Annotated in this window: 21 protein-coding genes and 1 other annotated feature; of the genes, 17 read left to right on the top strand and 4 right to left on the bottom strand. The window is 56.1% G+C overall.

The genetic code is table 11. The features are described 5' to 3' along the window. The first annotated feature begins 57 nt into the window (after positions 1–57). Complete coding sequence (locus tag JD108_RS14590; protein WP_228728437.1) at positions 58–603, top strand: ECF transporter S component; 546 nt, start codon at positions 58–60, stop codon at positions 601–603. An 81-nt stretch (positions 604–684) separates the two neighbouring features. Here JD108_RS14590 and JD108_RS14585 read toward each other — a convergent pair whose 3' ends face one another. Beyond that, on the bottom strand, positions 685–1,500 hold the full coding sequence (locus JD108_RS14585) for a serine hydrolase (protein WP_228728154.1): 816 nt from the start codon (positions 1,498–1,500) through the stop codon (positions 685–687). Positions 1,501–1,601: 101 nt separating this feature from the next. Between JD108_RS14585 and JD108_RS14580 the strand changes: the two genes are divergently transcribed. The 16 genes from JD108_RS14580 (at position 1,602) to leuS (ending at position 14,713) form a co-directional block, all read left to right on the top strand. Then, positions 1,602–3,242 (top strand): peptide ABC transporter substrate-binding protein, encoded by a 1,641-nt coding sequence (locus tag JD108_RS14580; protein ID WP_198826767.1) that lies wholly within the window; start codon positions 1,602–1,604, stop codon positions 3,240–3,242. Between the two features lie 15 nt (positions 3,243–3,257). Then, a complete protein-coding gene (locus tag JD108_RS14575) occupies positions 3,258–3,992 on the top strand; it encodes a gamma-glutamyl-gamma-aminobutyrate hydrolase family protein (protein ID WP_198826766.1) in 735 nt (244 codons plus the stop codon). Between the two features lie 143 nt (positions 3,993–4,135). After that, a complete protein-coding gene (locus JD108_RS14570) occupies positions 4,136–4,576 on the top strand; it encodes a peroxiredoxin (protein WP_198830136.1) in 441 nt (146 codons plus the stop codon). Between the two features lie 116 nt (positions 4,577–4,692). Beyond that, on the top strand, positions 4,693–5,769 hold the full coding sequence (gene dinB / locus JD108_RS14565; protein WP_198826765.1) for a DNA polymerase IV: 1,077 nt from the start codon (positions 4,693–4,695) through the stop codon (positions 5,767–5,769). Then, positions 5,770–5,988, top strand: a complete 219-nt coding sequence (locus JD108_RS14560) for a hypothetical protein (RefSeq protein ID WP_198826764.1) — start codon at positions 5,770–5,772, stop codon at positions 5,986–5,988. Between the two features lie 70 nt (positions 5,989–6,058). Continuing rightward, complete coding sequence (locus JD108_RS14555) at positions 6,059–6,226, top strand: hypothetical protein (protein ID WP_198826763.1); 168 nt, start codon at positions 6,059–6,061, stop codon at positions 6,224–6,226. A 57-nt stretch (positions 6,227–6,283) separates the two neighbouring features. After that, positions 6,284–6,454 (top strand): hypothetical protein, encoded by a 171-nt coding sequence (locus JD108_RS14550; RefSeq protein WP_198826762.1) that lies wholly within the window; start codon positions 6,284–6,286, stop codon positions 6,452–6,454. A 126-nt stretch (positions 6,455–6,580) separates the two neighbouring features. Continuing rightward, entirely contained in the window at positions 6,581–7,105 is a 525-nt protein-coding gene (locus JD108_RS14545) for a YqeG family HAD IIIA-type phosphatase (RefSeq protein WP_198826761.1), read from the top strand. Then, positions 7,087–8,220: a ribosome biogenesis GTPase YqeH gene (yqeH, locus tag JD108_RS14540; RefSeq protein WP_198826760.1), complete on the top strand. Its 1,134-nt coding sequence runs from the start codon at positions 7,087–7,089 to the stop codon at positions 8,218–8,220. Before JD108_RS14545 ends, yqeH begins: the two co-directional genes overlap by 19 nt. A 61-nt stretch (positions 8,221–8,281) precedes the next feature. Then, on the top strand, positions 8,282–9,127 hold the full coding sequence (locus JD108_RS14535) for a shikimate dehydrogenase (RefSeq protein WP_198826759.1): 846 nt from the start codon (positions 8,282–8,284) through the stop codon (positions 9,125–9,127). Between the two features lie 137 nt (positions 9,128–9,264). Continuing rightward, entirely contained in the window at positions 9,265–9,558 is a 294-nt protein-coding gene (gene yhbY / locus JD108_RS14530) for a ribosome assembly RNA-binding protein YhbY (RefSeq protein WP_198826758.1), read from the top strand. Continuing rightward, on the top strand, positions 9,558–10,196 hold the full coding sequence (locus tag JD108_RS14525; protein ID WP_198826757.1) for a nicotinate-nucleotide adenylyltransferase: 639 nt from the start codon (positions 9,558–9,560) through the stop codon (positions 10,194–10,196). Before yhbY ends, JD108_RS14525 begins: the two co-directional genes overlap by 1 nt. Next, positions 10,138–10,716 (top strand): bis(5'-nucleosyl)-tetraphosphatase (symmetrical) YqeK, encoded by a 579-nt coding sequence (gene yqeK / locus JD108_RS14520; protein WP_198826756.1) that lies wholly within the window; start codon positions 10,138–10,140, stop codon positions 10,714–10,716. Before JD108_RS14525 ends, yqeK begins: the two co-directional genes overlap by 59 nt. An 11-nt stretch (positions 10,717–10,727) precedes the next feature. Then, on the top strand, positions 10,728–11,084 hold the full coding sequence (gene rsfS / locus JD108_RS14515; RefSeq protein ID WP_198826755.1) for a ribosome silencing factor: 357 nt from the start codon (positions 10,728–10,730) through the stop codon (positions 11,082–11,084). Between the two features lie 5 nt (positions 11,085–11,089). Beyond that, entirely contained in the window at positions 11,090–11,827 is a 738-nt protein-coding gene (locus tag JD108_RS14510; RefSeq protein ID WP_198826754.1) for a class I SAM-dependent methyltransferase, read from the top strand. A gap of 76 nt (positions 11,828–11,903) precedes the next feature. Beyond that, positions 11,904–12,212: a binding site (T-box leader), on the top strand. Positions 12,213–12,295: 83 nt separating this feature from the next. Further along, positions 12,296–14,713: a leucine--tRNA ligase gene (gene leuS, locus JD108_RS14505; protein WP_198826753.1), complete on the top strand. Its 2,418-nt coding sequence runs from the start codon at positions 12,296–12,298 to the stop codon at positions 14,711–14,713. A 246-nt stretch (positions 14,714–14,959) separates the two neighbouring features. Here the strand turns inward: leuS and comER are convergent, their stop codons facing one another. The 3 genes from comER to asnB form a co-directional block, all read right to left on the bottom strand. After that, on the bottom strand, positions 14,960–15,832 hold the full coding sequence (gene comER / locus JD108_RS14500; protein ID WP_198826752.1) for a late competence protein ComER: 873 nt from the start codon (positions 15,830–15,832) through the stop codon (positions 14,960–14,962). 66 nt (positions 15,833–15,898) lie between these two features. Continuing rightward, on the bottom strand, positions 15,899–16,882 hold the full coding sequence (locus JD108_RS14495) for a helix-hairpin-helix domain-containing protein (RefSeq protein ID WP_198826751.1): 984 nt from the start codon (positions 16,880–16,882) through the stop codon (positions 15,899–15,901). A 179-nt stretch (positions 16,883–17,061) separates the two neighbouring features. Then, on the bottom strand, positions 17,062–18,987 hold the full coding sequence (gene asnB / locus JD108_RS14490) for an asparagine synthase (glutamine-hydrolyzing) (protein WP_198826750.1): 1,926 nt from the start codon (positions 18,985–18,987) through the stop codon (positions 17,062–17,064). Between the last annotated feature and the right edge of the window lie 198 nt (positions 18,988–19,185).

Raw genomic sequence — 19,185 nt, 5'->3', positions numbered from 1 at the left:
GGAGGATGCTATGTTGAAAATGTCCGTAGCCTGAGAAAAGGAGCTGTCAACGTGGACATGCCACCCACTCGTCTGTCAAGGAACAAAAAAGCAGTATTGATCGGTTTGGGAATTCTCTGGTACGGTCTTTTCAACTACATAACGGATTACATACCGGTGGGTGACAGCAGCTTGCGCCCAGCCGTCGTTATCCTGACGGTATTCGGTGCGTATTTTGGTCCGTTTTCCGGCTTTTTGATCGGTTTGGCCGGTACGTTTCTAAGCGATCTCCTATCCGGTCAAGTTTGGTGGATCTGGATTTTGGCAAATGGCGTGATCGGCCTTTTTTCCGGGTTTATTTCCTGTCATGACGGATTTGATCTGGGCAGGGGTCAGGTAGCCCCGATCCATTACGTCTGGCTGGCAATCTGGGGGATCGCAGGCAACCTGCTGGGGCTCGTGATGGCAGCCGTGGTCGATCTGATCAGCGGAACGCCGGGCGTAACCCTCATGGGTTGGGCCATCATCCCGGCGGTGGTCAACTGCTTTTGGATTGTCAGCACGGGGATTCCGATCGTGGCCTTGATTGCAAAACGGCAGAAAGAAGCCGTTGAAAGGGAATGATCGAAAAGCCTGTCTCGCCGGACAGGCTTTTTTATGTTCATACCGATACCACTGCGAACATACTGCTGCTTATGTGCGTGCTTATTTGGCGTACCGCTCGTAGACCATCTTTCCGATTTGCGCCATCGCCTCATTGGCTGTCACGATCTCCAGCTCTCTCGACAGGAGGCAAATAGTCACGGCCCGATCGGCTACGTACAAGATCCCGGTGTCATGCGCCGTCCGGGTGACCGTACCTGTCTTGTTCGCCAGCTCCCATTTGGGCAGCATGCCGATCAAATCGCCGTCCGGGTCGGGCAGCAGGTACGGGATGCGGTCGCGATGCTGCTGCTTTTTGAGGATCCCCATCATCTGGAGGCAGCTGTTGTAGGAAATGATGCTGCCGCTGGCCAGAGCGCGGAGATGGCTGCCCATATCGGCGGCGGTCACTTCGTTGTATCCCTCCAAATCGGCGGGGACGATCATCAGTTTATTGTAGAACTGGCTGTTGCTCATGCCCGTCTTTTCCATCACCGTCCGGATCGCGTCGGTTCCGACCAATTCGATGAGGAGGTTCGTCGCCGTGTTGTCGCTCTGGATAATCATCAGTGTGGCCAGGTCGTAGACGCTCCACTCCGTGCCGGGGGTCATATGCTGCAAGATTCCGGATCCGCCGACCTGATCCTCATGCCGCAGGGGGATGCGCTCCTCCAGCGAGAATTTCCCCGCGTAGGCCTCGGCAAACACGGCCGTCATGATCGGCACCTTGATCAGACTGGCCGCAAAAAAACGCTGATCAGCATTGATTTCCAACACTTCCCTGGTCGTCAGGTCCTCCAGGTACACGCCCCATTGTCCGCCGCTTTTCGCCAGCAATGCCTCTATCGATTCTTTCAAAGATGCGAGCAAATGGCTCACTCCATTCCGCATGGATTTCAGTAGACAAAATTTTCCCAAGATAATATTATTTAATCATGCATCCAAGAATCAAGAAAAAAAGTTTCAAGAGGGGGGTTTTTATGAAAGCGCTTCACAAACTGTCGCTCTGTTTCGTCTTGCTCGGCAGCCTGTCCCTGGCTGGCTGCGGAGGGCAGCAAGCCAACCAGCCAACGGAGCAAAAACCGGCGGAAGCACCGGCCGCACCGCAGGAACAGGCTTCCAGTCAAGAGATGAGAATCAACCTGAATACAGGTGATCCGAGCACGCTCGATCCGGGTCTTGCCGAGGATATTCCATCCATGTCGATCGCTCGCGCCGCTTTTGACGGCCTCCTGCGACTAGATGTAGACGGCACGATCAAGGAGTCGGTTGCGGAAACATACGAAGTATCCGCTGACGGTTTGACCTACACCTTCCACCTTCGCGACACCAAATGGTCGAATGGCGACCCGGTCACGGCGCATGATTTCGAATATGCCTGGAAGCGCGTGCTGAACCCGGAGACGGCCTCCGGCTATGCTTATCAGCTGTACTTCCTCAAGAACGGTGAAGCATATAATGCCAACAAGGCAACGGCTGACGACGTCGGGGTGAAGGCGACTGACGACAAGACGCTGGTGGTAACGCTGGAAAATCCGGCTCCCTTCTTCCCGGAGCTGGTCTCTACGGTCACCTACTTCCCGGTGAACAAAAAAGTGGTGGAAGCCAACAAAGACTGGGCAAACAGCCCGGAGACCTACGTCGGCAACGGTCCGTTTGTGCTCAAAAAGTGGGAGCACAAATCGGGGATGGAGCTGGAGAAAAGCGATACCTATTGGGATAAAGACCGGGTGAAGCTCTCCAAGCTGATCGTCAACATGATCGAAGACGCCAATACCGAGCTGGCCATGTTTGAAAAGGGCGATCTGGACTGGGCGGGATCTCCGCTGGGCGATCTGCCGCTCGACGCGCTGGATTCCTTGAAAGATTCGGGCAAAATGCAATCAAAAGCGACGGCGGGCACGTACTGGTACATCTTCAATACGACCAAGCCGCCGTTTACCAACAAGCATATCCGTCAGGCCTTTGCCTACGCGGTCAACCGTCAGGAAATTGCCGACAGCGTCGTTCCGTTCAAGAGCACGCCGGCTTTTGGCATCCTGCCGCCGACCATGGCGCTCAATCCGGACGGCTATTACAAGGACAATGATGTCGAAAAGGCAAAAGAACTGCTTGCGCTCGGCATGAAAGAGCTGGGCATCACCAAACTGCCTGAGCTGACCATCGCCTACAATACGACGGAAGTGAACCAGCGTGTCGCCACCGTCATTCAGGATCAGTGGAGAAAGGCGTTCGGCATCGAAGTGAAGCTGGTGAACAAAGAGAACAAAGTACATCGCGAGCAGATGAAGGCGGGGAATTTCGAGATTGGCCGCGCCAGCTGGATCGGCGACTTTAACGACCCGATCAACTTCCTCGAGGTGTTCAAAGGCGGTCTGAACACGTCCAAATGGGAGAACCAGGAATTCCTCGACCTTTTGGCACAATCCTCCAAAGAAGGAGATGTCGCCAAGCGGAAAGAAATCCTCAAGAAGGCAGACGCCATCATCATGGATGAGATGCCTGCCCTGCCGATCTACTACTTCACCTACACCTGGGTGAAGCAGGACAGCGTCAAGGATGTCGTGATTGACGCGCTCGGCTTTATCGACTTCAAGTATGCATCCAACGAAAAGAATTAGCAGGGAGTGACTGACGTGCGTCCGATTATTGGCGTAGCAAGCACCAAGATGTACTTTCCGGGCAACACCCTGGACCAGTTTTTCTATGTCGGTTCCGGTTATGTGGACGGCGTGGCCCGCACTGGCGGTGTTCCATATATTTTGCCGCTTTTGACGGTAAAAGACGCCCCGTTTCGCGAGATGGTCGAAAGACTGGACGGCTTGATTCTGACCGGCGGGGACGATCCGGCGCCGCATCTGTACGGCGAGGAGCCGCTTCAGGGTCTGGGGGAAGTGGAGTACGAGAGGGATCTGGCGGAGTTGGAGGTAATCAAGCTGGCGATGGAGCTGAAAAAGCCCATCCTGGGTATCTGCCGCGGCATGCAAATCCTCAATGTGGCAGCGGGCGGCACGCTGATCCAGGATATCCCGAGCCAAGTGCCCGGAGCTCTCCAGCATGCGCAAAAAGGCTCGCGCCAGTACGGAGCGCACAAGGTCATGCTGCAGCCGGGGGTCGTCGCGGAGGCCCTGGGCAAAACCGAAATTCTCGTCAACACCTCCCATCACCAGGCTGTCAAGGACGTGGCCCCTGGCTACCGGGCTACCGGAATCGCTGCTGACGGGGTGATCGAGGCCATAGAGAGCCTCGACGGGCTGCACATCGGCTTGCAGTGGCATCCGGAGCGGATGTGGGCGCATGACGACAACATGCTGAAAATAGCGGAGATGTTCGTGAATAAATGCCGGCAGGCAAAGCATTCCGCGCGGTAATGTGAAAAACGATGACGGAGGACTGCTTCTCTTGGGAGGAGCAGTCTTTTTTTTTGTCGGCAGGCTTCGCAAAAAGCCGGGCGAAGCCATCGTTTTCTCGCTTCCATCAGGTATACTGGAGGCAACAGGAGGTGTTGGCCACCATGCTGACCGTCGGTACAAAAGCACCGCTGTTTATAGCGGATAGCACCAAGGGGCGGATCGATCTGCAGGAGCTGATCGGCCAGAAACAAGTCGTCTTGATCTTCTATCCGGGCGATGATACCCCGATCTGCACCAAACAGCTCTGCGCCATCCAGGAGAATTACCGCGAGCTTGCGGCCAAGGGGGCTTGTGTGCTGGGGGTGAATCCGGCCGGCCTTACGAGCCATCATGCCTTTTCAGGCAAATTCGGCTACGAGTTTCCCTTGATCGCAGACGAGCACGAAGCGATCAGAAAAGCCTACGATGTGGGCAAAATTCTCGGCTTTTTCGCCCAGCAGCGGATCGTCTACATCATCGGGCGAAACGGGGAGATCATCTACGCCCGAAAAGGGAATCCGCCCGTATCCGAGCTGCTTGCCGCTTTGCAAAAAAACGGATAACCGCGAGCAGAGACATCATGGAAATGGCCGGGGAGGACCGAACCTGCCGCCTTGCATCCGACGGGGGAACCCGTCATAATGAAAAAAGGAGAATGTATGTTTGGTGGTCGTTTTCGATGAAAAAAATCCTCCATGTAGATATCGATGCCTTTTACGCCAGTGTCGAGCAGCTGGACAGACCGGAATACCGGGGACTGCCGGTCATCGTCGGCGGCAGCAGCAATCGCGGAGTCGTCTCCACCTGCAGCTACGAAGCGAGAAAATTCGGCGTGCGCTCTGCCATGCCCGTCGCTCTCGCCAAAAAGAAATGTCCCCAGGGGATCTTTCTGCCGCCCCGATTTGACCGGTACGTAGAAAAATCAAAGGAAATCCGCCGCGTCTTTTCCGCCTATACCGATCGCTATCAAACCGTCGGCCTGGATGAAGCCTACCTGGATCTGTCCGATTACGAGAATGCCGTCCCGGTGGCAAAGGAGATCAAACGGCGGGTCCGCAAAGAAACCGGGCTGACCTGCAGCGTGGGTCTTTCCTATAACATGTCCCTGGCGAAAATCGCCAGCGATTTGAAGAAGCCGGATGCTTTTGTCGTCATCCGCCCCGAGCAGGCGATGGAGATTCTGCGCACACTGCCCGTCGGCACGCTGCACGGGGTCGGCAAAAAAACACAGGAGCTCCTCTCCAAAAAAGAGATCTATACCGTCGAGGACTTTTGGCGCCTCTCGCTGGAGGAAGCCGTGCAGATGCTGGGGAAAATGGGTCATGCCCTGTATGATCGGGCACGCGGCGAGGACGACCGGGAGATCGTGACAGAGCGTTCGCCCAAATCATCGAGCAGAGAGACGACGCTGCCCTATGACCTGTACCAGCGGGAAGCCGTCGCGCCGATCGCTTTCTCCTTGCTGCAGGAGGTGGAGCAGGATATCCGCGAGGAAGGCGTCATTCCCCAGACGATCACGCTGAAAATCAAGTATGCCGACTTTACGATGCGCAGCAAGCAGCGCAAGAACGAATACGGCGTGCCCTGGGGCGAGCTGTTGGAGGAATTGCTGGATGCTTTTGACTACAGTTCGGGCGTGCGGCTGGTCGGCGTCGGCTTTTCCAACTTCGCGCCCGCCGAGGGAGAGAGATACGAACAGCTCTCTCTTTTTTCCTGGCAATCGCCTTTCTATGGAGAGAGACAGGAGGATCAGTAGATGGAATCTCGGGGAAAAACCTATCATTGCTGTGCCACTTGCATCCATTTTCGCGTCGAAAAGAGGGAGAAAGGGGTCATCTATCGCTGCTCCAGGCTTCGCTATGAAACGAAGCCATCCTATCAATTTCATTGCTGGGAGCCAAAAGAGCAGGTGCGGCGATTGATGGAAAAGGAGACAGATCCTATCTTCTCTAAAAATATGCGGTTGATGCGGTAGAAATGTGGCTTCGGGTTCAGTCTGTTTGTAATAAGATGTACCATCCTTTGCAAGAAGGGAGGTACGCCAGATGAAAAGAAGCGCAAGCAACTATGTCGGTTGGCCCAAAAAAGGGAAAAAGACGATCGTGATCAAACAGACCGCGACAGCCAGTTCCGTATTTGGCAACGCAGCAGCTTTCAATCAGGCCGATGCCAGCATTATCAAAATCCGGGCTAACGGAACCAATGCAGTCTAAGGATGCGGACAGGGAAGGCGAGCTGGTACATCCATTCCCGAGGGAGGTGCTGATTCCATGCAGCAAAACAACGTCCGAACCTACAAGTACAGGGTGGGCAAAAACACGGTGATCGTCGTGAAGATCCAACAAGCCGCGACAGCCAATTCCCGTACAGGGAATGCGCTGGCTGCCAATCAGGCAGATGTCACCATCCTGGCCAAAAAACGTCGTAACAACCTGGCATAAGGCCAACCATCTGCAGAAGGGGAGGGGGCTTCATCCCCCCTCTTTTTCTTTTGCAAGGCCATGGCTGAATATGGTATAGTAAGTGCCGAAATCACGGTTCTTGTAAGTTGTTTCTGGAGGTGTCCCGTGTTTCTAGAAAAGCTGATGCCAGATCAGTACGTGGAGTCCATCCATCATATTGACATACATTTTTTGCGAGAGAAGAAGATCAAGGCGGTGATTACCGACCTGGACAACACCTTGGTCGAGTGGGACAGGCCTTATGCCACCCCCGAAGTGGAAAGCTGGCTGAAACAGTTACATAAAGAAGGCATCCAGGTGACGGTCGTATCCAATAATAACCGGGACCGAGTCGACAAATTTTGTACGCCGCTGGGAGTCCGGTTTATCTCTGCTGCCAGGAAACCGGGCAACCGGGCGTTTTTGCAAGCGGTTGCCGATATGAATGTGTCGATTGAAGAGACGGTCGTCGTCGGGGATCAGTTGTTTACCGATGTGCTCGGGGGCAACCGCCTGGGCTTTCATACGATCCTGGTAGTGCCCGTTACCCAGACAGACGGCTTTTGGACCCGCTTCAACCGCAGATTGGAGCGCTTGGCTCTGTACTGGATGCGCAAGAAAGGAATGATTACGTGGAAAACACAGGAGTAACAGAGCGGTTTGAAGGTGCCTGCGCGGGATGCGGCATCGCGATCCAGACCGAAGATGCGAAGCGGCCGGGCTATGCGCCGGCGTCCGCCCTGCAACGGGAAACGGTGATCTGCCAACGCTGCTTCCGCATCCGGCACTATAACGAAGTCGCTCCCATCAGTATGGGAGATGACGATTTTCTGCGGATTCTGGACGGAATCGGCTCCACCGACAGCCTGGTAGTCATGGTGGTCGATATTTTTGATTTTCATGGTTCCTGGCTGCGGGGATTGCCCCGTTTTGTCGGGAACAACCCGATTCTGCTGGTCGGAAACAAGGTGGACCTCTTGCCTCAGAATATCAATCTGAACCGCGTCCGTAACTGGATGCAGCATGAAGCCAAAGAAAGAGGCCTGAGACCGGCCGATGTCGTGCTGGTCAGCGCACACAAAGGGCTTCATATCGACGAGCTGCTTGCCCGGATCAGCCAGCTGCGCAAAGGGCGGGACGTATACATTGTCGGCGTGACCAACGTGGGGAAATCGACGCTGATTAACCGCATCCTGCACGATTACGGATCGGCCGAGCTGGAAATCACCACCTCGCCGTTTCCGGGAACGACCTTGGACAAAATCGAGATTCCGCTCGAGGACGGCCGCTCGATCTTTGATACGCCGGGGATCATCAACCGGGATCAGATCGGCCATATGATCACACCGCAAGACTTGCGGAAAATAACGCCAACCACTAGAATCAATCCCAAAGTATATCAGCTCAACGACGGACAGTCGCTCTTTCTCGGGGGACTGGCGCGGATTGATTTCGTACGCGGGCCCAGACAGCCATTCGTGGTGTACGTAAAGAATGATATGTACATCCACCGGACAAAGCTGGAAAATGCCGACGACGTCCTGCAGAAGCATCACGGGGAGATGCTCGCTCCTCCTACCGGACGAGAGGCTGCGGAAAAACTGCCCGCCTTTGTCAAGCATACCTTTAAAATCCGCCCGACAGGCACGACCGATCTGGTCATTTCGGGTCTCGGCTGGGTCAGCCTGCAGGGCAAGGAAGAAGCCAGCGTCGTGGTGCATGCGCCGAAAGGTGTCAGTGTAGGCATTCGAAAAGGGCTCATCTGATGCGGTCCGGTTGTCAAGCCAGATGCTGGGATGGGGAGAGCAGAGAGGAAGGAAGAGCTTCATGATTACGAGCAAAACACAACTTGTCGGTCTGTTTGGTCATCCGGTTGCGCATTCGCAATCGCCGCTGATGCACAATGCGGCATTTGCCGAGAAGGGCCTCGATTATGTGTATACCTCTTTTGACGTGGCTCCCGAGCGGCTCCCGGAGGCAGTCGCAGGCATTCGCGCGCTGGGGATCAAAGGGGTAAACGTGACCATCCCGCACAAGGTCGCCATCATGCCGCTGCTGGACGAGGTCGATCCGCTTGCGGCCCGCATCGGTGCGGTCAACACCGTCGTGAACCGCGACGGCTATTTGATCGGGTACAATACGGACGGCCTCGGGTACGTCCGCTCGCTCGTAGAAAAGACGGGCATCTCCCTGGAGCAGCAGACGGTGACCATGCTGGGCGCCGGGGGGGCCGCCAGGGCAGTCGCCTTTACGCTGGCCGAGCGGGGCGTGCGGGAGATTCGGATTCTCAACCGCTCCCGCGAGCGCGCGACGCTTTTGGCGGAGCACGTCGGGACGATCGTCCCCACCGTCGTTCTCAATCCGGCAGAGGGCGCGGAGGCGATCGCCGATGCCAGCCTGCTGATCAACACGACGTCCATCGGGATGCATCCGCATGTGGAGGAAATGCCTGTCCAGGAGGAGTGGCTCCATGCCAACCTGATCGTCAGCGATCTGATCTACAATCCCCTGGAGACGCGACTGTTGAAAGCGGCGGCCGCGAAAGGCGCGCAAATCCACTCGGGCATCGGCATGTTCGTCAATCAGGGCGCGCTGGCTTTTGAACTGTGGACGGGCGAAGACGCCCCGACCGAGACGATGCGCGAGGTCGTCTTGCAGCAGCTCGGCAAATAAATCGCAAACCCCGCCGGAAGGACATCTGCGCAACGGTATGAATCGCGCGCGCGGGGCAAAATGGAAGTAACACGCCGCTTTGAGCCGGCGGCGGTCATACGGAAAAATAGAGGCATACAAAAAAAGGAGATATGTGCATGCTGACAGGCAAGCAAAAACGTTTTTTACGCGCGGAGGCCCATCATCTGTCCCCCATTTTTCAGGTAGGCAAGGGCGGCGTCAACGAAAACATGATCACGCAAATTAAAGAGGCGCTGGAAGTTCGCGAATTGATCAAGGTATCGATTTTGCAAAACAATCTGGACGACAAAGAGGAAGTGGCGGAAGCTCTGGCGGCGGGAGCGGAAGCGGAGCTGGTGCAGCTGATCGGCCATACGGTCGTGCTGTACAAGGAGTCCAGGGAGAACAAGCGAATCGTCCTGCCGAAGTAATGGAAAAGCGAAAGAAACAGATCGGCATTATGGGAGGGACGTTTGATCCCATACACACCGGTCATCTTCTCGCCGCGGAACAAGCGAGGGAGCAGGCAGGACTGGATGAAATCTGGTTCATGCCCACCCATATCCCGCCGCACAAGGACCGGGTAGGACTGACGGAAGCCCGCCACCGGCTGCGGATGGTGGAGCTGGCCGTTGCCGATCACCCGGCTTTTCGGGCGTGCGATCTGGAACTGAGACGAGAAGGGCCTTCTTATACGGTCGATACTGTAGAGCTCCTCTTGCAGAACCATCCGGATTGTCAGTTTTCCTTTATTATCGGCGGGGATATGGTGAGCATCCTTCCCAAGTGGCATCGGATCGATGAGCTGGTCCGCATGATCCGCTTTATCGGTCTGACGCGTCCCGGCACGAAGCTGGACAAGAGCGCGTATGAGACGTATGTCCGCTTCGTGGAGATGCCCGCCTGGGATCTGTCGTCCACTCTCGTGCGGAAAAAGGCCGCACAGGGAAAAAGCATCCGCTACCTGGTGCATCCGTCAGTTGAGCGCTATATTAAGGAGTGGGGACTGTATGAACTGGCTAGAGAATCGGGAGGCACTTCTGGAGCGTGTCCGGGCGCAGATGCATGAAAAACGGTACCGGCACACGCTGGGCGTCGCGGAATCGGCCAGACAGCTGGCCGTCCAGTACGGGGAGGACCCGGACAAGGCGGAGCTGGCCGGATTCCTGCACGATTACTGCAAGTGCTGGCCGGTCGATGTGATGCGCGACATCCTCATCCGCCACGATCTGCCGGAAGACCTGCTCAGCGGCGAAAAAGAGCTGTGGCATGCCTTTGCCGGAGCGATCGTGATTCAGACCGAGATGAATATTACCGATCCCGGGATCATTCAAGCCGTCCGGTATCACACGACGGGAAGGCCGGGGATGACCCTGTTAGAAAAAATAGTTTGTGTGGCAGACTATATAGAACCAAACCGGGATTTCCCCGGCGTGAAAAAAATCCGCAAGCTGGCGGAGCAGGATTTGAATCAGGCGCTGGTGACCGCCATAGGCGGCACGATACAGGTGCTGATCGAGAAGAAGAAAACAGTGTATCCGTTGACGCTGTTGGCATACAACGATCTCGTATCCGGCTTGGATGCATGAGGAGGAGTTAAATGGTTAAAACAGTGGAAGCTTTGGCGCGCCTAGTGGCGAAAGCGGCAGAAGAGAAAAAGGCGGAGAATCTGGTGATCATGGACATCAGCAAGCTGTCTGTCATCGCCGATTACTTCATGATCTGTCACGGAAACAATGAGCGGCAAGTACAGGCGATCGTGAATGAAATCCGCGAGCAGGCTCACAAGAATGGATACCAGGTCCGGGGGATCGAGGGAGCGGACGAAGGACGCTGGGTGCTGGTCGATCTGGGCGATGTCGTGATCCACGTATTCCACCGCGAAGACCGCGAATTTTACAATTTGGAGCGCCTCTGGGCAGAAGCCCCGCTCGTCAGCTTTGGAGAGGAAGGCTGAGCGACATGGCATACGGGCACATGGCGACGGTCTACGACAGGCTGATGGCCGACTCCCCCTATGGAGAATGGCTGGACTTTGCCGAGGGCGTCTGGGCAAAAAAAGGGATGCCGCGCCGCGTGATTGATCTCGGCTGCGGGACGGGCAATATCGCCATCCCGCTTGCAAAGCGAGGGTATCAAGTGACAGGCGTCGATTTGTCTGCGGAGATGCTTGCCGTCGCCTACGACAAGATGAGGCGGGAGCAGGCTCAAGTCCTCTGGGTGGAACAAGATATGCGGGAGCTGGAGGTTCCTCAGGCAGACAGCGTCATTTCCTTTTGCGATTCCCTCAGCTACCTGACCGACGAGGAGGATGTGCAGCAGACCTTTTCACGCGTCTTTGCACATCTTCAGCCGGGAGGAACATTTTTGTTCGATGTGCACAGCCCGTACAAAATCTTGCATGGCTTTGGCAATCAGACCTTTGCCTTGACGGAAGAAGAAGTTTCGTATATTTGGCAATGTTTTTGCGATCCCGATCGGCTGGAGGTCGCCCACGAGCTGACCTTCTTCCTGCGGCAGGAAAACGGCCTGTACGAGCGTGTGGAGGAAGTCCACGAGCAGCGGGCCTATCAGCCCTACGAGATGGTGCGGTGGCTCCGGGAGGCCGGATTTGCGGAGATCGAATTGACCGCGGACTTCACCGGATTGCCCCCGGTCGCGACGAGCGAGCGTCTGTTTTTTTGCGCGCGGCGACCCTAGCGTTGACAGTGCTGTCTTGCATTGTCTATAATCGGAACTAGAAGCGCATGAGCTTAGCAGTGCAGAAGTGCATATCGACAAAGCGTTGAAGAGGAGCAGTACGAAAGTGAAACGGCACTAGAGAATTGACGGTCGGTGCAAGTCAATCCGTCCCTTTCCGAACTCGCCTCCAAGCACTCACCCTGAAGGCCGGCCTCATCGGTTTGGCTGCGTAAGGAGGAGCGTCTGACCCACGATACGGAGTTTCAAGCGGGTGAGCCGTATGTGCAGGCATCAGGACGCTTCTGTGCTCCACATGGAGACCGGAAGAGGCAGATGGCCGATTGCCAGTGTTCACCAATTTGGGTGGTACCGCGGGAGTATTCATGATCCTCTCGTCCCATTTCGTTCGCGATCTGGGGCGGGAGGTTTTTTACTATTTATCCAGCTCATTATTTTTTTATGAATCCAAGATAGGAGTGCAAAGCAATGGCTTTTAATCATCACGAAGTGGAAAAGAAGTGGCAGGCGTACTGGGAACAAAATAAAACCTTCAAAACGCTGGATGATCCGAGCAAGAAAAAGTTCTATGCGCTGGATATGTTTCCGTATCCATCCGGAGCCGGTCTTCACGTCGGCCATCCAGAGGGCTATACCGCGACGGACATCCTCTCCCGCATGAAGCGGATGCAAGGCTACAACGTCCTTCACCCGATGGGCTGGGACGCATTCGGACTGCCGGCGGAGCAGTACGCGCTGGATACCGGCAATGACCCGGCTGAATTTACCGAGCGCAATATCAATACATTCCGCCGCCAAATCAAGTCGCTGGGCTTTTCCTACGACTGGGATCGCGAAATCAATACGACCGATCCGGAGTACTACAAATGGACCCAGTGGATTTTTACCAAGCTGTATGAGCACGGCCTGGCCTATATCGACGAAGTGGCCGTGAACTGGTGCCCGGCTCTGGGAACCGTGCTGGCCAACGAAGAGGTCATCGACGGCAAGAGCGAACGCGGCGGCCACCCGGTCGAACGCCGTCCGATGAAGCAGTGGGTGCTGCGGATTACCAAATACGCGGACCGGCTGCTGGAGGATCTGGAGGAACTGGACTGGCCGGAGAGCATCAAGGAGATGCAGCGCAACTGGATCGGCCGTTCCGAAGGGGCCGAGGTCGTCTTTTCCATCGACGGACATGACGAGACGTTTACGGTCTTTACGACCCGTCCGGACACGCTGTACGGCGCTACGTTCGCGGTTCTCGCACCCGAGCACAAGCTGGTCGAAAAGATTACCACGCCGGAGCAGAAAGAGGCAGTAGAGGCCTACCTGGAGCAGACCAAGCACAAGAGCGACCTGGAGCGCACGGACCTGGCCAAGGACAAGACCGGCGTCTTTACCGGGGCGTATGCGATTAACCCGGTGAACGGCGAAAAGCTGCCGATCTGGATCGCCGACTACGTGCTGATCAGCTACGGCACCGGTTCGGTCATGGCGGTTCCGGCGCATGACGAGCGCGACTACGAATTTGCGAAAAAATTCGACCTGCCGATCAAAGAAGTCATTCGCGGCGGCGATGTGTCCAAGGAAGCGTATACCGGAGACGGCGAGCATATCAACTCCGGCATCCTGGACGGCTTGAACAAGGAACAGGCGATTGCCAAGATGATCGAGTGGCTGGAGCAAAATGGCAAAGGAACGCGGAAAGTGACGTTCCGCCTGCGCGACTGGCTGTTCAGCCGTCAGCGGTATTGGGGGGAACCGATCCCGATTCTGCATCTCGAGGACGGCACGATGAAGGTCGTTCCGGAAGAAGAGCTGCCGGTCGTCCTGCCGAAAACAAAGGAAATCAAGCCGTCCGGCACGGGAGAATCGCCGCTGGCCAACATCACCGACTGGGTCCATACCGTCGACAAGGAAACCGGCATGAAAGCGCGCCGCGAAACCAACACCATGCCGCAGTGGGCTGGCAGCTGCTGGTATTTCCTGCGCTTTATCGATCCGCATAACGACAAGGCCATGGCCGATCCGGAAAAACTGAAGGAATGGCTGCCGATCGACATTTACATCGGCGGTGCGGAGCACGCGGTGCTGCACTTGCTCTACGCGCGATTCTGGCATAAATTCCTGTACGACATCGGCGTGGTTCCGACGAAGGAGCCTTTCCAAAAGCTGTTCAACCAAGGAATGATCCTCGGAGAGAACAACGAAAAGATGAGCAAGTCCAAAGGAAACGTCGTCAACCCGGATGAAATCATCGACAGTCACGGTGCCGACACCCTGCGCTTGTACGAAATGTTCATGGGGCCGCTGGATGCGTCCATCGCCTGGTCTACCAAAGGGCTGGATGGGGCACGCCGCTTCCTCGACCGCGTCTGGAGACTGTTCGTCGAAGAGGACGGTTCACTGAACGCCAAAATTTCCGCGGATGCGGACGTAAAACCGCTAGAGCGCGTTTACCACCAGACGGTGAAAAAAGTGACGGAGGATTACGAAGGACTCCGCTTCAATACAGGCATTTCCCAGCTCATGGTCTTTGTCAACGAAGCGTATCGCGCAGAAGCACTGCCCAAATCCTACATGGAAGGCTTCGTGAAAATGCTCTCCCCGATCGCTCCTCACCTCGGCGAAGAGCTGTGGGAAAAACTGGGCCATACCGACACGATCGCCTACGAGCCATGGCCGGAGTACGATGAGACCAAGCTGGTGGACGACGAGGTGGAAATCGTTCTGCAGATCAACGGCAAGAACAGAGAAAAGATGATGATTGCCGCGGATGCAACCAAAGAACAAATGGAAGAGATGGCTGCCAGCAACGAGACCATCAAAGAACTGATTGACGGAAAAACCATCGTCAAAGTGATCGCTGTCCCAGGCAAACTGGTGAATATCGTCGTTCGCTAAAAGTTATTCGCAAAAAACGAAAAGACCGCAGACGCGTGCCGCCCTGCAAGCGAGAAAGCATGACAGCGCTTGGGGATGGCCGAGGAGCAAAAAGAGCGAAGCCTTAAAAGGGGCTTCGCTTCTTTTTTCGCTGCCTTTGCAGGATCTAGCTTTTGCCGCCAATTTCGTAAAACTGCTATCCGCAAGAGAAGCCGCTGCACCGTTTTGATTCTTCGGCGGCTGCGATCTGCATAGCCGCAGCCTCTGTCAGGTACCCGATCCGGCAGAGGAAGGGGAGGAGAGGCTGTCAGGCGGTACGGTTTGCAGCTGAATTTTAACCAATTCGAGGTCTTCTGCAAATTTTGCATGAGTCCGCTGATAGACCTGGCGGAACACGCCGGGAATGCCTTGCTGCAGGGCGATCAGACCTTCGCCGGTGACGCCGCCCGGTACGCATACCCGCTGTTCCAGAGAAGCGAGAGAGAACATCTCCTTTTTGAACAGCTCGCCCATCCCGATCACCATTTGCATGGCGAGATGGGAGGCCGCCTCCGCCGAGATGCCGGTTTCCTCAACGGCATCGTGGATCATGTTGCGCAGGATGTAGCTGAGAAACGCGGGGCCGCAGCTGCTGATGTCCGATGACACCCGCAGGTACTGCTCCGGCACTTCGATGGGGTGGCTGATCGCCGAAAACAGCGTGAGTATGCGCTCGCGCGACTCCGGCGTGATTCGCGAGCCGAATTGACACAGACTGACGCCGCTGCAGGCGGCATTTGTGATGCTCGGGACCACGCGCGCCACCGGGCAGGGGACGAGCGATTGCAGATGCTCCAATTGAATAGGGCTGGTGATCGTGATCAGGAGGTGCTCCGGAGTGAGCACTCTTTGGAGCTCCTGCAGTACATGGCTGTATTCCAACGGCTTGATGCACAGCAGGAGCCATTGCGCTTCCTGTGCCAGCTCGACATTGCTGGCCAGGGCGATCAGGCCGGGATGCCGTGCAGCCAGTGCTTCCGCTTTGGCATGGGTACGATTGGTCACGATAATCTGGCTGGGAGACAAGGCTTTGGAAGCAATCAGGGCATCGACCAGCATGCTGCCCATGCTGCCGGTGCCGATTATGCCGATCCTTTCCATAGAAAATTTCCTCCCTACACTCATTCTCCATTCATTGTATGTGGCGACCCAATCGTTCATGCCCGTTTACTGGATGCGGACGTGCTCCTTCATCCGCTCGTAGATCTTGTCCCCAATTCCGCTGATTCTCTTCAGCTCTTCGGGAGACCGGAATGCTCCTTTTTCGCTGCGGTATTGGATGATCGCGTGTGCCCGGGACTCGCCCACACCTGGCAGGGTCATCAGCTCCTGAAGACCGGCGGTGTTGATGTTGACCCCCTTGGCCGCCTTCTCGGCAGCAGGGTCTTTCGATGTCTGCGCAGGGGCGGCCTTTGCGGCGGACGGGGCCGATCCTGATACGCCTGCCGAGGGGATGACGGCGGAGACAATGCCCGACTGACCGGTAGAGGCTGCATCCCCTTTGGCAGGGACGATCAGCGCGCTGCCGTCCACAAGCGGCTCGGCCAGATTGATTCGCTCCGCGTCACCATCAGGGGAGATGCCGCCAGCCTTGGCGATTGCATCCGCTACCCGGGCTCCCGGCTGCAGGGCGTACAGCCCGGGCTGGTTTACCCTTCCTTTTACGTCCACGTACAACAGGGGAGCGGGATCGGCGGGGGAGTGGCCCGCTGCAGCTGCCGCCAGCCGGGCCGCCGGATTGCCAGGAGGATCAGCTGCGGCGGAAACGGCAGCCTGGCGCTCCGCTTGATGAACCGCGGCCTGGAGCTGAGCTTGCGTACCTCCGGCATAGGGCTGAGCCTGCGGACCTGCGGCCTGGGGATGAGCTTGCGAATCTGCGGCCTGACTGGCTGCGGACACCACGTCGCTGCCGGCTGCTGCCTTTGCGTCCGGAGCCGCCGCGGCAGCCGGAGCGGGAGCGGGAGCAGGCCCTCCACCCGCAGTACCGGATACGGCGAAATCCGAATCGGCATACTCTGCCTCGTAAAAGGGAAGTTCCGCATGCGAGCCCTCCGCGTCCGACTGATAGATCCAGACGCTTGCACCGACAAACAAGACCGCAAAGGCAGTCAAAATCAGCCGCTTATACCGCTCCCACAAATCAAACAGCATCGTAGACACCTCCAATAGCTCTAGCTATCTCTCTACCGGCATCCTACGAAATGACAGTGCGCTGGGCAAATATTTCCGTCCATGCCAAAAAGGCCCGCTCGTCATCGACGAAGCGAAGCCTTTTTTGCAGTCACTTTCAGTCTCTCGTATTCTTGCAGCAGGTCTGGCGGCTCAATCCGTCATCCGATCTGCTGCAGGGAATCCTTTTTTCTGCGAATCTCCACATTCGGGCTGACGTACGGGCCGAACTGGTGTTTTTGTTCGATAAAGATCTGATGCCACAGCATAAAGATCAGGATCGTCCAGATTTTGCGGCTGTAGTCGGCATTGCCCTCGCGGTGTTCGTCCAGCATGTAGAGGACGTACGCCTTGTTGATCAAATGATCGACATTGGATTCGAAGATGAGCTCCTTGGCCCATTTGTAGAACTCATTTTTCAGCCAGGTGCGGGTCGGAACCGGGAAGCCGAGCTTCTTCCTCGTCTTGATTTCAGCAGGCAAGAGATCCTTCATGGCCTCGCGCAGCACGTGCTTGGTCGTGCCGGCGGCGATCTTGTATTTGGTTGGAATGGTCGCTGCGAATTCAAACACTTTGGTGTCGATAAACGGCACGCGCAGCTCCAGCGAGTTGGCCATGGTCATTTTGTCTGCTTTCATCAGGATGTTGCCGCGCAGCCAAGTGTGAATGTCCAGATATTGCATCTTGGTCACATCGTCATAAGCTTGCGCCCGTTTGTAGATCTCTTCGGTCACCGACCAAGGCGTGCGGTAATGCTCCGAATGGAAAATATCCTCCGTCACGACCCGCGCCTTCATCTCTTCGCTGAAAATCAACGCGTTTCCAAAGAAACGCTCTTCTACCGTTTTGGAGCCGCGGATCAGGAAGTTTTTCCCTTTCACCTGATCGGGCATTCTCTCCGCCAGGAAGCGGACCGAGCTTCTCATCCAATCCGGCATGTGGGAAAACATCCGCAGCGAATGCGGTTCCCGGTAGATGTTATAGCCGCCGAAAAACTCATCTGCTCCTTCGCCAGAGAGCACCACGGTTACATGTTCGCTGGCCATCTGGGCGACGAAGTAGAGCAGAATCGCCGAGGGGTCTGCTACCGGTTCATCCTGATGCCAGATCAGCCGGGGCAGTTCGTCCATGTACTGCTGCGCATTGACGACCAGCTCGTGGTGTTCGGTGCCCAGCGAAGCCGCAGTCCGGCGGGCGTAGTCCAGCTCGCTGTAGCCGGGAATGTCGGAACCGACGGAAAAGGTCTTCACCTCTTCAAACGTGCGAAGCATGGCGACGATGCTGCTCGAGTCTACGCCGCTGGAGAGAAAAGCTCCGCGCGGCACTTCGCTGATGCGGTGTTTGTCCACCGACTCCAGCATGATGCTGCGAGTGCCTTCCACGAAATAGGAAAAAGGTTTGCTCTCATCCGGTTTGAATTCGACATCCCAATAGCGCTCCAACTGGATGCGGTCGTCCTGGATGACGAAGAAGTGTGCGGGCGGTATGCGGTAGATGCCCTGATACATCGTGGCGGGATCGGGCACGTATTGAAACGTTAAGTAGTGATAAAAAGAGGTGGGGTTTACTTCTCGCTTCAGACCAGGCAACTCCAAGAGGCTCTTGATCTCGCTGGCGACGGCGATCGCATCCTCCGTCTCTACATAGTAGAGCGGCTTGATCCCGAAGTGATCGCGCGCTCCAAACAGGCGTTTGTTTCGAGAATCGTAAATCGTAAAGCCGAACATGCCCCGCAGATGCTTGGGCGCGTCTGTTCCGACTTCTTCGTACAGATGCAGGATCGTCTCGATATCCGAATCCGTATGGAATACGTGTCCGCACTCCTTCAACCAGTGCTGCAATTCCTTGTAGTTGTAGATTTCTCCGTTGCCGATGATCCACATGTCCCGGTTCTCATTGCAAAGCGGCTGGTGGCCGCCTTCGACGTCGATGATGCTGAGCCGGCGGAAGCCGAGCGCGATGTTGTCTTCCAGATGAAAGCCGTCATCGTCCGGACCTCGGTGCAGGATGACACGGGTCATGGCGCCAATCGTCTCCTGTTGGACGGGCGCTTGACGTTTGTTGTAGAGTGATACGATTCCACACATATGAAATGACTCTTCCTCTCACTCAGATTGCTCTTGCTAACTCTATCACGGATTGCCGGTCAAATCAATCTTTCCAATTGCCCACCGGCCTTCCGGGCTTCCGGTTGGGAGGCGCGGCTCGCCCGGGTTTTGCGGTTCGTTACTGCAACCGGCAGGAAGCTCTCCTGCCCGGTTTTTTTGTCCCTACCAAAAGATGTA

Source organism: Brevibacillus composti, from assembly GCF_016406105.1.
In the GTDB taxonomy this organism is placed as follows: Bacteria; Bacillota; Bacilli; order Brevibacillales; family Brevibacillaceae; genus Brevibacillus; species Brevibacillus composti.
The sequence above is the reverse complement of the archived record's forward strand: the minus strand, read 5'-3'. Positions and strand labels throughout refer to the sequence as shown.

What these genes read in the sequence shown, in the direction of transcription:
- JD108_RS14590 (WP_228728437.1), top strand. Translation starts at nt 58, where the DNA reads ATGCCACCCACTCGTCTGTCAAGGAACAAAAAAGCAGTATTGATCGGT.
- JD108_RS14580 (WP_198826767.1), top strand. Translation starts at nt 1,602, where the DNA reads ATGAAAGCGCTTCACAAACTGTCGCTCTGTTTCGTCTTGCTCGGCAGC.
- JD108_RS14570 (WP_198830136.1), top strand. Translation starts at nt 4,136, where the DNA reads ATGCTGACCGTCGGTACAAAAGCACCGCTGTTTATAGCGGATAGCACC.
- dinB (WP_198826765.1), top strand. Translation starts at nt 4,693, where the DNA reads ATGAAAAAAATCCTCCATGTAGATATCGATGCCTTTTACGCCAGTGTC.
- JD108_RS14560 (WP_198826764.1), top strand. Translation starts at nt 5,770, where the DNA reads ATGGAATCTCGGGGAAAAACCTATCATTGCTGTGCCACTTGCATCCAT.
- JD108_RS14555 (WP_198826763.1), top strand. Translation starts at nt 6,059, where the DNA reads ATGAAAAGAAGCGCAAGCAACTATGTCGGTTGGCCCAAAAAAGGGAAA.
- JD108_RS14550 (WP_198826762.1), top strand. Translation starts at nt 6,284, where the DNA reads ATGCAGCAAAACAACGTCCGAACCTACAAGTACAGGGTGGGCAAAAAC.
- JD108_RS14535 (WP_198826759.1), top strand. Translation starts at nt 8,282, where the DNA reads ATGATTACGAGCAAAACACAACTTGTCGGTCTGTTTGGTCATCCGGTT.
- yhbY (WP_198826758.1), top strand. Translation starts at nt 9,265, where the DNA reads ATGCTGACAGGCAAGCAAAAACGTTTTTTACGCGCGGAGGCCCATCAT.
- JD108_RS14525 (WP_198826757.1), top strand. Translation starts at nt 9,558, where the DNA reads ATGGAAAAGCGAAAGAAACAGATCGGCATTATGGGAGGGACGTTTGAT.
- yqeK (WP_198826756.1), top strand. Translation starts at nt 10,138, where the DNA reads ATGAACTGGCTAGAGAATCGGGAGGCACTTCTGGAGCGTGTCCGGGCG.
- rsfS (WP_198826755.1), top strand. Translation starts at nt 10,728, where the DNA reads ATGGTTAAAACAGTGGAAGCTTTGGCGCGCCTAGTGGCGAAAGCGGCA.
- JD108_RS14510 (WP_198826754.1), top strand. Translation starts at nt 11,090, where the DNA reads ATGGCATACGGGCACATGGCGACGGTCTACGACAGGCTGATGGCCGAC.
- leuS (WP_198826753.1), top strand. Translation starts at nt 12,296, where the DNA reads ATGGCTTTTAATCATCACGAAGTGGAAAAGAAGTGGCAGGCGTACTGG.
- comER (WP_198826752.1), bottom strand. Translation starts at nt 15,832, where the DNA reads ATGGAAAGGATCGGCATAATCGGCACCGGCAGCATGGGCAGCATGCTG.
- JD108_RS14495 (WP_198826751.1), bottom strand. Translation starts at nt 16,882, where the DNA reads ATGCTGTTTGATTTGTGGGAGCGGTATAAGCGGCTGATTTTGACTGCC.
- asnB (WP_198826750.1), bottom strand. Translation starts at nt 18,987, where the DNA reads ATGTGTGGAATCGTATCACTCTACAACAAACGTCAAGCGCCCGTCCAA.